This is a genomic window from Legionella sp. JM-2024 (assembly GCF_055389095.1).
Genome location: NZ_AP039388.1, coordinates 763,114 through 775,753, shown reverse-complemented (window position 1 = coordinate 775,753; position 12,640 = coordinate 763,114). Strand labels below are relative to the sequence as shown.

The following is a 12,640-nucleotide window of genomic DNA, read 5'->3' as shown; positions in this document are numbered from 1 at the left end:
GGAGTGAGTAGAACTTGGTTACTCTGCTTCCTGACGGTCGCGGCTCGGATAAACATAAGATTCGACACATTGTTATGGATTGCACACATCAAACCAAATTGGCATCCTTAACATCCAACAAGATTATTTTCTTGTCTGTGTTACTTGTTAAAGAAACACGAATATAATGATCTTTCATCAGCTTTTTAGCAATATCCAGCGCATCTGTTTTCGATTTTCCTTTATCCAAACGCAACCACGTATATAATGTCAAGAAGGAGCCGTCACTGTGATCTTCGTAAAAAGCATTATGTGAAATAATTCCACTCTTATCTGTTAGATAACCAGGCTCCAGATACTCATAACCTGTTGTCATAACAAAGAGATTCTTTTCAGTTCTTTCGGCTTCAGGAGGTATATCCGCTGCCTTAAAAGTCCATACATCCTTTACTTCATCATAGGAGATAAGCTGCAACCAGGTATCGTCAATTGAGGGAAAGAGATTATAAATAGAAATTCCACTTATTGATTGTAATAATGTAGGAAAGTCTCTAGTGAGCCATTTCACAAGCTCTACTTCCTTCTCCAATTGATCAATGGAAGGCGGAACGCGATAAATATTGAATCCATATCCCCAGAATGCCCATAAATAACCATTATCCTCTTTATAGGTTTCTTTTTGTGCTTCCGAAAGGCTAGACTCTTTGGCAGGTATACCTTCACCACCATCTGCAGTGGAAGAAGAAAGCCAGCCACGGTTCACAAATTCCACCCCAATACTGGTCGTGTTCATACCTGAACCATGATTTTCAAACTCGACCAAGTCATTGAATTGTAAAATGGTAGCATCTCTTTTAACCGACATATGAGAAGTTTCATTATTGGAATCATCAAAACCATCACCACTATCAGCTGCTGTTTCATGAAGCACAAGGTGCTTAATACCAAAAGGATCTCGATAAGCATTTTTACGTTTATTGTGTACCACTGAAGTGTCTGTTTTCCAATCTTTATAATTGGTAATGCCTGAAATTCCTGTATTAAATTCAACTGTATTAATTACTAAGGCTTCTGCACTGGTGGGATTGTACTCATTTAAACTTTTAACAATGTCAGCTGGAGTTGGTGCCCCTTCAGTTGCTTCAATTTTCTCCAAAAAATGAACTACTTGCGTTGTCGGCAAGAGGTCACTATCTGTAATAAGCTCTTTAAAAGCATTGGAAAATTCTTCAAAGGATTGTATAAGTTTCTTACCTTGAGTCGGGTCGATAACTTCCAATGATTTTAAGTCAGTACTAATACCTGTAATGATTATCGCATGTGCTGAAAAACCTTTGGTTTGATCAGTATCTGTTGTAACCCATAAAGGACCATATTCGACCAGCCAATCACGATAATTTTGTGCAGTATAATTGGCTATAGGCTCACCTTTCATACCCAAAGAAGTGATAAAATTTTGTTTTTCTGTATAGGGTAAGCCAACTTTTTGCTTGTAATAGTTTAGGTATTCGGAACCTGCTTTCGTTAAAACCTCTTCAATTGTATAATTCTTGCTGTCTTTCCAGCGTAACATCATCGTAGCGACAGTCGCCCAGCAAGCATTACTATTTTCTTGTTTTATAGGAGTAATGCCACCTTTACCTATTTTGGTCTCAATAGCAGGACCTGTCGTACCTCCATCAAATTTAGTATTGACTTTGGTACCATCTGGTTTTGTTACAGACATTTCCCCACTCTTGCTGCTGTTCACTTTGTCCAGATTTTTATTAATACCTTCCTGCAATTTATCAGCATTGGCATCTTTCGGGGATTGTGTTGTATTGGCTCCGGCACCAAGATATGCATTTAAAGCTTTTTCTGTAAGTTCCATCTTTTGTTTTGGATCCAGGTTTGGGTTGTTATTAATTGCTTTAATTGCATTGTCTAATCGTTTATCCATCATTTTTTGGACTTCCAATTTGGCGGCCTCTTGTCCAAATGTTTTGGTCGCATCATAAGATGCTTTCAAAGCATCCAGCGCATTGGTTTGATTTTGAGCAAGCCCTGTGATATCTCTGAAAGAATCTGCTTTGCCTAATAAAGAAAGTGTTCCGGCCAAACCTGTCGGATCCGGAGCATTAGGTGCGTTTTGTATATTGACCATTGGATTAGGAAAAGCAGCCGGTTGCAAATTACCAGGTTCCGCTCTTCTACTCTCTGTATTAATCGGATTAATCGCGGTAGGAGTATCGGGGATAGGGGATTCTTCCCAGCGCCAAAAGCGGCTTTCGTCTTTTTCTTCACAAGAATTACAATGCCCCATCATTGCTTCGGCGTACACACCCTTAGTTGGGATAGATATGTTAATGGGATCTCCTGCTGCCACCATATAGTAATCAGTCAGAGAATCAGAAGCACCAAAATTAGGATCCAGATTCAATCCTTTTGCTACCGGAAAAACCAAACTATTACCAACTACTCCAATAAGATCATTTTCCACCAAAGAAGCCAGGCTTCTCCCTAAACCTTTATTACCCGGCAGTATGATACCATCCAACAATAAAAATCTTCTTTCTGCTGTCATAAATCGCCAGATTGCTACGTGATACCACTCCAAATTGTCGTTTAAATGATCGATGAGTGAATTAACAATAGCAATGTCTTCCTTTCTCGGATCACGTAATTCATCAAGTGAGGGGCCTGCGTATAGTGTTGCCCCATCACTAGGAGACAAATCATCATAAATGCTTTGGAAACGGCATAAAAAACCCTCATAATGCGGAGTCTTATATCTTATAAATCCAGAAGTTACGATTATTGATGAAAAATCCGGTAATACGTTGGTTGTACCACAGCGAATTTTAATATAATGGACTTTGTCTCTGCTAAATTGTGAAGGCCCCATAAAACGTACAGAAACGTTTAATACACCTTCCTTTCTATATCTTGAAGTCAGAGTCGTATCAAAAGACATTGAGGAAATTTCATTACCTGTTTCATCAGCAACATGAAAAGTGAGAGCTCCGACAAAGGCCGTTGCAATTTTCTCTCCTAGCAAGCGATGAAATACTTCGTCTTTATTTTTTGCATCTCTTAAATAATGATCATAAAATCCCTTCGGGGTGTCTGCTCCCAAAAAAGGAATCAAACTTTGCCAGTTCGCTTCGTTGATGTCTTCGACTGTTTTTTTCTGATAACCAACAATTATATTTTGACCACCATAAATAGGCTTGGAATAATCATCCACCTCAACTGCCTTATCGTCTGGTCTGCGGATAATAAATTTAATCTGGAAGTTGCCTGAGGCATTGAGAATCTTTTCAGAAGCAAAAGTTCCTCCGGGAAAGTTACTACCAATCCATTTATTTTTAATTCTTTCTGCGGCGTCAAATCCTTTTGATAGATTAGGGTTCAATAAAGCAAGCTGAAGACTTTCTCGCCACCGTAACAATTTGTTTAATTCAAATTGACTCATAAGAAGCGGAACAAACAAACACTCACGTGCTTCTGCAAAACGCTGACGAACTTTAAAATGACGCAACACTTCATAGTATTGAATCGTAATAGCATGGCAATGATTATAGTTAGCAACTGTCTCAGCCGACACTTCGAAACGTTCCCCTTGAGAAACCGTTTGAATAACTGAAGAACGTTGACTACGAACAGCATTAGCTGATTGAACAACACGATCTCTGATTTTTTGCAAATCACTCGCAGAAGTTTGTCTCAGACTGCTTTGTGAAGCAGTTGAGCCGGAATGACCAACCCCTCCTGAAACTCCGAAAAGTAAACCACCGACTACACCTCCAATACCGGCACTGGCACTCGCCGTAGTAGCACTTGATTTGCCTTTAATATTTTCTTCAATCACTCCTTTGGTGATTTCAAATATATCTCTATCACGGCTAAGTGAATTGTAAAGACTTTCTTCATATTCCAAAGATTGAACATTGGTCGCTGATTCCCTTCGCTCCCAATCAAATACCACAATTTGTTTCTTTTGCCCTGGAGCTAACGGTAAACTGTAAAGAAGATCTCCAAGAGAATAACCATCAGCGATCCATTCTGATTTGAAATGAAGTAAATGCCCATGGGCAACTGATACTGCTTGATATAATGTAGGTTCCAGGTCCCAATCCACTGAATTTACGGAGTTCAACACCACTCTTCCGAGAGGTTTTGTTTCCCCTAATGCCATTTTTTTCTTGAAGCGGTAACTTTCATTCATTTCGATGAGACTTACGATGTTATCCTTAGTAATATTGGTTTCCCGCTGTAAAAAGTTATTTAAAACACCGCGATTGATTTTAATTTGTTTTAAAGTTTCAGTTAACTCATTATCTTGAGGAGTATTCGTCGGAGCAGCTGCTCGATTATGAGTCCTTGTTGTTATTTCTGTATGGGTGCTTCTTTCAGTCACTTCAGGGAGATTTACTCTTGTACGATTAGCAAGATGACTAAATGCAGGTAATTGAAAAATGGGATCAATAATTTCCCAAATCCGAATAGGATGTTGTGTTAAGACTTCATCCAAAGTGATATCATCCTCTTCTTCCAGAACATAGCCCAAGATTTCAGGCTCTGTTGTGCGTACCAGACTGAAAAAGGAATATTCTTCCAGAATCCTTTTACTCTCATGAACATCTAATGATTCGCAACCGCATTCCGTCTCAGTAATTGCTTCCTCTGCATCCATCGGATCTGCCACTAGTATAACATTTCTGGGAAATACCTTATTTGAGGCTTCACCATCGATAGGAATGTCATTGAGTCGGATCGGAATTGGATTTTCGCGGAGTTGCAAACCTACACGAGCAGACGCGTCTGTAAAGAAACCTTGCGGATATTCAATAAAAAAATAACCATTGGCCTCTGTTCTTACGCTTGCAATGGGTTGGGAACCCCCATCATTAGCACGGGTAGCCTCAACGATGATTTGTACATCTTCCATTTTTTTCTTGCCATTTTTATCGAGCAAACGTCCATATACAAATAATGGTCTGGGAAAAACAATTTCATCACCAGGTTCTGATAATACGAGAGGGTTGTAATCAAACTCCAAAGTAACAGGGACATCATCCTTTAATTGAGTGGCAGAAGTCGAAGTTTGAGCTAAAATATTATTGCTTTTCAAAGCAACCGCAAAGAAAACGTCTTTATTTCGGGCGAGATTGTTCCCAAAATTGATGTCTATTTTACCCGAGATAGGAGAAACATAAGTGTCACTTTGTGGAAGTAATTCTTCATCCTGTGATTTAACAAAATAAGAGACTTGCAAAGCAATATCGTTTTCTGGAATATTGCCGCCAATATTTTTAAGTTGGACTGGGATTTTCATTGCTATTCAGCACACTCAGCAACGAACTGAGCATACCGCTCCTTGTATTTTAATGAGCGAGCACATCGAATTTCCTTTCACAGTGCATCACTCGGACTCTTCCTTGATAATTTGAATTATAGACGAAAAAACTAATTTTTTTTAAATTCCTCCTATAAAAATATAAAGCGTTAGATTGCGAAAATTAATAAGATGCTTAATAATGACTAAATCATTGATTAAAGGAGTGGATATGTCACTCAAATTAGCTAAAACAAGAATCCTCAGTTATGGATTAATGATTTGCTTTCTTGCTAGCTGCTATCATCCACCTTATAACAATTTTCAACCTGATCGTCGAGCAGTCAAAAGAGTCGGCGTGGATACAGGGATTGGAGCCGTTGTTGGAGCAATTGCAAGTGGTACTGCCTCAGGAACTCTTATTGGAGCAGCAGCAGGAGGTACCGTAGGATTGGTTGCGAGCATCTACAGAGACAGTAAACGTAAAATTATTAAAGATCTGCAAAAACAGGATATTCAGTATGTAGAATATGGAGACACCAGAATATTAATTGTACCGACCGATAAATACTTCATGTTTAGCAGTCCTCGTCTTAATGAAATATGCTATCCTGGCTTAACCAACATCATTAGGTTGCTAAATTTTTACCCTCAAAGTACAATTTATGTTGCCGGGTTTACTGATAATGTAGGATCACGCAGTCATAAGAGGCGACTCTCCCAAGCGCAGGCTGAAACAATGCTGACATATCTCTGGGCTAATGGTATAGCAGCCAAACGATTAAAAGCAGAGGGTTATGGAGATAAAAATGCCATTTCTGATAATGCCATTATTCATGGCAGTGCCCAGAACAGAAGAATCGAAATCCAATGGTTCAATAGTCCAGTTCAACCAGCTCAACCTCAGGTAGCTTATATAAAATAAGGTTTATTAATGCGTTCAAGGTTTATAGGCGGCATCTTATTAATTGTTGGTACCTCCATAGGGGGAGGGATGCTAGCTCTTCCAGTAGCTAATGCAGCAACTGGCTTTTGGCAATCGTCTATATTTCTAGTGATCTGTTGGGCATTCATGACCTTTGGAGCTTTTTTTATACTGGAGGCCAATTTATATTTGTCCAGAGGGAAGCACATGGTCTCTATGGCAAAGGCGACTCTGGGTGATTATGGTTTGCTAACTGCCTGGATAAGTTACCTCTTTTTATTATATACCTTACTTTCTGCTTATATTTCAGGCGGAGCTGATGTACTGAACAGTCTTTTATTTAAAATAAATCTGCATCTCAGTGATTGGCAAGCCAGCTCATTATTTACCTTAATTTTTGGCTTGGTAGTATACGGTGGCATTCATTCGGTAGATGTAGCCAATCGTGCGCTTATGTTTGGTAAATTGGCTGTATATTGCATGCTCATAGTTCTTATTGCCCCGCACATAGAGTTACACTATTTTCAGCATGGTGATATTCAATATATTGGCGGGGCAATTATGATTTTAATCACCTCATTTGGCTTTGCCATCATAGTACCAAATCTAAGAGATTATTTTGATGATGATATAAAGACTTTAAAAAAAGTCATTTTTATTGGCTCTTTAATCCCTTTAATATGTTACATAGCCTGGGATGCCGTGATTATTGGCTCGCTTCCTTCTGCAGGAGATAGTGGACTTGAAAGCCTAATGGAAAATCCGCGTACAACCAGCGCACTAGCCAACCTGCTGACTGATAAAATTCAAAACACTACAATAAGTGCCCTCTTTAATTTTTTTACTTCTATTTGTATGTTAACTGCATTTTTAGGTGTATCACTTTGTTTATTTAGTTTTCTTGCTGACGGCTTAAAATTACGTGAACGCGGTAAACATGGCATTGGTTTATTTTTTCTGACCTTTTTACCACCTTTACTTATCGTAATTTATTATCCCGGAGCTTACATATACGCATTACGTTATGCCGGAGTATTTTGCATTATATTATTACTGTTATTACCCGCTCTAATGTGTTATTTTGGCAGAAAGCGTTACAAATCAGACTTTACGGTTCCTGGGGGTAAAATATCACAGTTTGTAGTGATTATCGCTTCTGTAGCTTTGCTGATGCATGAGTTTATTGCGCTTTTTGGATAGAAACTTTTGATATTATTACGATAAAGATTTTTAGTCTGACAACTGGCAAAATGTTAACAGTTCAAAATTCTGGTGAGCATAAAGACAATTTGCGTAGCATTGTTATAAAAAGATTCAGAGTCCGTTAATAATTAAGTTGACTTTTTTTGAGGAACAAAGTATCATTTTGTTCTATATTTGTACTGTTTTTGGGTTATACTTTGTGATCAATTCAAAATTAATTGGCGGTATATTACTCATAGTAGGCACTTCGATTGGTGGCGGCATGCTTGCGCTCCCTGTTTCTACAGCCGAGGTGGGATTCAGTAACTCATTATTTTTCCTGCTGTTCTGCTGGTTTGTCATGACAGCTGGGGCCTTATTAATTCTTGAAGTCAATCTTAGACTACCGGCCGGAAGTAATATGGTTTCAATGGCCAAATCGACTTTGGGATTACCCGGTCAGATTATTGCATGGATAACCTATCTTTTTCTTCTTTACACTCTCCTTGCCGCGTATATTTCAGGTGGAAGTGATGTCTTCAGCAGTTTATTACATAAAGCACATATTGATTTACCCAATTGGATAACGTCTATAATATTTACAACTTTATTCAGTCTTATTGTGTACAATGGCATCCGCTCTGTGGATTATGTCAACCGCGGTCTTATGTTTGGTAAACTGGGTGTCTATCTTTTGTTGGTTATAATCATTAGTCCGCATGTATCAGCAGTAGGGCTGGTTGGTGGCTCAGCTAAAGCGTTCACTGGCACTCTTATGATCCTGGTTACCTCATTTGGATTTGCTTCTATTGTACCCAGCTTACGTGATTATTTTAATGATGACGTACGTAGTTTGCGTCGAGTTATTTTATTTGGCTCTCTTATTCCTTTGTTCTGCTACATAATTTGGGACGCAGTAATAATGGGTGTGGTATCGCGTGAAGGAGAAAATGGGTTATTGGCCTTGATGAACTCTGATCACGCAACAAGTGGTTTAACAGAAGCACTCAGTCAATCAGTCCAAAGTCAATGGATAAGTGGGTTTTTCGGCTTTTTTACTTCTATCTGTATGGTTACTGCCTTTTTAGGAGTTTCATTAGGTCTGTTCGATTTTCTCGCCGATGGATTAAAACTTAGTAAATCAGGTAGTCAAGGGAAATACACCTTGGCTCTCACTTTTCTCCCTCCTTTAGCCGTTGTATTGTTCAACCCGGGTATTTACCTCCATGCACTAAGTTATGCGGGGGTATGCTGTGTTATTTTACTGCTGTTATTGCCATCCATAATGGCATGGAAAGGCAGGAAAACCTGTACTCAATCCCCATCTGAATCCCATATGGTTCCTGGAGGGAATCCTGCTTTAAGTTTTATAGGATTTATTGCTATTGGCTTACTCATTATTGCAATAATCTATTAATATAGAAGCTTATTCTGAACAAAAGGAAATAAACCTTAATAGACGTATCACATGGAACTGTACTGAATAAGTTTGATTTATTCAGTAGACCTCTTTCATAACCTGCCTCTTTTATTTTATTGCTGTGTTGTAAAGGTTTCTGCAGTGCTCATTTACTCTATGTAAACTCCGCTCCTCGAAACCTTTACGCCTTGCACTAAAGCAAAATATTCAGGTTATAAAAGAGGTCTAGTATATTACATTAAACAAACGCTTCCTCAATATTCTGTTCTTTATCCTGAAAATGAGCGATACTTCAACCTAAAATATTGATTATATAAGTTATGGCAAAAATCAGACCCTTTCTTAAATGGGCAGGAAGCAAGTATAATTGTTTGAATGAAATTATTTCATCTCTACCCACTGGTCGGCGTTTAATAGAACCATTTGCTGGATCAGGAGTAATTTTTATGAACACCAGTTACTCCTCTTATCTGTTAGGTGAAAGTAATTCTGACTTAATAAATATTTATAAAGTTCTGCAAGCGAAAGGTGAATCTTTCATAGATTATTGCCAGCAATATTTTACCCCTGCAGCCAATTGCAAGGAAAGGTATTATGAATTGCGACATGAATTTAACGAACTAATAGACTCAAACCGAAAATCAGCAGTTTTTCTTTATCTTAATCGACATGGATATAATGGTTTATGTCGATACAATTCAAAGGGAAAATATAATGTTCCTTTTGGGCTTTACAATATGCCCTATTTCCCACGTAAGGAAATGACTTTGTTTTATAAAAAAAGCTCATTAGCTCAATTCATACATAATGATTTTCGATCGACTTTCGCATTAGCTGAACCCGGTGATGTCATTTACTGTGACCCACCTTATGTGCCATTGAAAGAAAATAGCCAAACATTACCTTACAATCAAAAATTATTTTCAATGGATGATCAGATTGAATTGGCAGAATTGGCTAGAAAAACTGCAGCCAAAGGAATTCCGGTAATAATATCAAATCATGATACTCAATTTATAAGACACCATTACCAAAACGCAAAGATAAAAAGTTTTCATGTATCGCGCTGGATTAGTTGTCAAAGTCATTTGAGGCTACCAGTTAAAGAACTGGTAGCCGTGTTTCATATCTAGGTATTGTTTACGCCAGAATGATCTTTAATAAAAAAAGCCAATATAGTTACTAAAAGCAATGAAATGGGTAATATTGAAAGAGCGACCTGGTAATCATCGACCGTATAAATATGCTCCCCGGCAACTATGCCGCTGTCGCCAAAAGTATCCAATAATTTACCTACTAAAGGTTGAAAAATAGCACCCGCAAAAGAGACAATCATATTCGTTGCTGCGAACACTGTCCCAGATAATTTGGCACCACTGCATTCTTTAGCCATAATAAAAACAATAATTTCTGTAGCGCTAAAAACACCATACAAGAATAATAATATATTTAACGTAAGATAAGACAACCCAGGACAATATAAAACAAGGCTAATACATATTAACGATAATATTGCGCCAATAACCAGAGGTAATAATCGTCTGCCAGTACTATCCGATATGTACCCAGCCAGTGGAGCCCCTACTGCCCAACCTAAAAAAACAGCAGAGACAGTTTTAGCAGCCTCTACCTTGGTCAAATGATGTGCTTGCTCCAGATAGGTTTTCCCCCATAATTCACCAAACACAGATAGCGAAGTATAAAGACATGCCCCTACAAACCCAATTAACCAAACTTCATGTGACATCAGTACCTTAAGTACATTATGAAAAAACTCTGGTAGAGGATGTTTATTGTGCTGATATCCTTCAGGGCCATCTCTTACTACAAAGAACATTAAGATGCATAAGGCAGAACCAATAAATGCGATATACATTAAAACATGATCCCAACCAATCACTTCAGACCACTCAGTAATTTTGATTTCACCATAAACCAGCCCCAACATACCTAAAGTAGTAATTAAGCCAGCTACTAAAGAAAAATAACGGCGAGGTAACCAATGCAAAGCCAAAGACAAGACACCAACAAAGGCAAAGGAAGATCCAAATCCCACTAGGAATCGACCAACACCCACCAGTACAATTGACCAGGTTAAAGTAAACATCCAGGAGCCTAAAGCACAACATAAGCATGCGAAAGTTAAAAGGCGTCTAGGTCCATATCTATCCATTAACATCCCTACAGGCATTTGCATAGGTGAATAAGCAAAATAATATAAGGCTGAAATCTGTCCAAAAGTAGTAGCCGAAATATGCCCTAAAGCAATACTTAACTCAGTCTGTAAAGCCCCGGGAACAATTCTGAGAATGAATTCATAACAGTAAAAGACAGCTCCAATGAAACAGACTAAGACGCCATATAACATTTGTTTTCTAGTAATCATATTATTTAGGTGCTTTTGCATGAGTTTCTTTTAAAAAGAAAGTTAAAATAGCCGCCATCAGTATTCCTAATGGAATAATAGATAAGGCGAACTGATAGTCATCAACAGTGTACAATTTACTCATATTATCCACTGCAGTACCAGCAATTGCGACATCACTTAAATGCATTGATAAGCTAAAATCTAATAAATGTCCTACTAAAGGTTGCAGGAACATTGCTCCGAGCATGACTATCATATTAGTAACTGCCATTGCTGTACCGGCTGCTTCACCAGGACTCAACTCTCTGCCTACAGCAAAAACGATAGCTTGAGCACTATAAAGCAAACCCAATAAAAACATCAAAGATTGAATGTTCGATTCATTTAATCCAGGCATGTATAAAATCATCATCATAACCACTGCTGCACCACTGGCACCAATCAACATTGGAAATTTACGTCTATATAATCGATCTGAAATATAGCCCATTACTGGAGCACCAATAATGAATCCCAGGAACAGTATCGAATTAGCCAATCCTGCCGCTTGAGTGGTTAAGCCATGAGCATGATGCAAATATGGAATACCCCATAGTTCAGCGAAAACAGTTGTCGGTAAATAGACCAGGCAGCCATACATTCCATTGACCCAAATCTGTCGACTGGTAATAATGATTCCCAAGTCGACCAGCCCCTTTTTAAGAGTTGGAACTGTTCCACTTTGTCTATGGTGTCCTTTGCGATCTTTAATCCCAACCCACAATACTAAAGTCAATACAATACCGAAGGCCGCAGTCATATTGAGTGTCTTAACCCAACCCATCTTGACAATGAACAACTCCAGAAAATTATCTCCCAACATAGCACCAATGGGTCCCAAGGCTGACGTCATACCAGATACCATGGCTAATCGATTTTCAGGCAACCAAAGAGTTGCAAGCTTTAATACACCTACAAAAGCAAAAGCTGAGCCAAATCCAACCAAAAAGCGACCAGTTGCAGCGATCCAAAAAACAGTTGTACCAGTAAACAGATACGTTCCGATAACGCATATCAAACAAGCTATGGTCAATAATCTCTTCGGTCCGTATCTGTCTAATAAAACCCCAACTGGCAATTGCATTGGAACATAGGCAAAATAATAAATGGAGGAAAGAAGACCAAAACCTGATGCTGATAAATTAAAATGAGAACGTAAAGCGTTTTCCATTACACTTGGTGCAATGCGTAACAAATACTCATAGCTATAAAATATTGCTCCTAGTCCGCAAAGTAGCCACCCTATCATTGCATAATTAGTTCGGTTTTCAGTATGCAAAATTATCTCCTTAACGATTAGTCAAGTATCTTTTAATCCCATCTTAGTTCCTATTTCTGCTTCCCAGCACATCTTGCAAGCGCAAAAAATTCTTCTTGCAGCTCCCAAGAAAACCAGCCATGGCTTTCCAA

Annotated in this window: 8 protein-coding genes; 4 read left to right on the top strand and 4 right to left on the bottom strand. The window is 38.4% G+C overall.

Annotation, left to right across the window (positions count from 1 at the left end):
* Positions 1–88: 88 nt before the first annotated feature.
* The gene (locus tag ACZ5EK_RS03445; protein ID WP_464431402.1) at positions 89–5,296 is read right to left on the bottom strand and encodes a papain-like cysteine protease family protein; all 5,208 of its coding nucleotides are present in this window, start codon (positions 5,294–5,296) and stop codon (positions 89–91) included.
* A 232-nt stretch (positions 5,297–5,528) separates the two neighbouring features.
* Here ACZ5EK_RS03445 and cmpA point away from each other — a divergent pair, with 232 nt between their 5' ends.
* From cmpA to ACZ5EK_RS03430, 3 genes are all read left to right on the top strand, one after another.
* Complete coding sequence (cmpA, locus tag ACZ5EK_RS03440) at positions 5,529–6,221, top strand: C-OmpA-like family protein CmpA (protein ID WP_464426539.1); 693 nt, start codon at positions 5,529–5,531, stop codon at positions 6,219–6,221.
* A 9-nt stretch (positions 6,222–6,230) separates the two neighbouring features.
* The gene (locus tag ACZ5EK_RS03435) at positions 6,231–7,421 is read left to right on the top strand and encodes an amino acid permease (protein ID WP_464431401.1); all 1,191 of its coding nucleotides are present in this window, start codon (positions 6,231–6,233) and stop codon (positions 7,419–7,421) included.
* A gap of 202 nt (positions 7,422–7,623) precedes the next feature.
* Complete coding sequence (locus tag ACZ5EK_RS03430; RefSeq protein WP_464431400.1) at positions 7,624–8,820, top strand: amino acid permease; 1,197 nt, start codon at positions 7,624–7,626, stop codon at positions 8,818–8,820.
* Positions 8,821–9,115: 295 nt separating this feature from the next.
* Here the strand turns inward: ACZ5EK_RS03430 and ACZ5EK_RS03425 are convergent, their stop codons facing one another.
* Positions 9,116–9,277: a hypothetical protein gene (locus tag ACZ5EK_RS03425; protein WP_464427770.1), complete on the bottom strand. Its 162-nt coding sequence runs from the start codon at positions 9,275–9,277 to the stop codon at positions 9,116–9,118.
* Here ACZ5EK_RS03425 and ACZ5EK_RS03420 point away from each other — a divergent pair.
* Entirely contained in the window at positions 9,204–9,956 is a 753-nt protein-coding gene (locus tag ACZ5EK_RS03420; protein WP_464432447.1) for a Dam family site-specific DNA-(adenine-N6)-methyltransferase, read from the top strand. The genes ACZ5EK_RS03425 and ACZ5EK_RS03420 overlap by 74 nt on opposite strands.
* Here ACZ5EK_RS03420 and ACZ5EK_RS03415 read toward each other — a convergent pair.
* Positions 9,953–11,230 (bottom strand): MFS transporter, encoded by a 1,278-nt coding sequence (locus tag ACZ5EK_RS03415; RefSeq protein ID WP_464426534.1) that lies wholly within the window; start codon positions 11,228–11,230, stop codon positions 9,953–9,955. The genes ACZ5EK_RS03420 and ACZ5EK_RS03415 overlap by 4 nt on opposite strands.
* Positions 11,211–12,509 (bottom strand): MFS transporter, encoded by a 1,299-nt coding sequence (locus ACZ5EK_RS03410; protein WP_464431398.1) that lies wholly within the window; start codon positions 12,507–12,509, stop codon positions 11,211–11,213. Before ACZ5EK_RS03410 ends, ACZ5EK_RS03415 begins: the two co-directional genes overlap by 20 nt.
* Positions 12,510–12,640 lie beyond the last annotated feature (131 nt).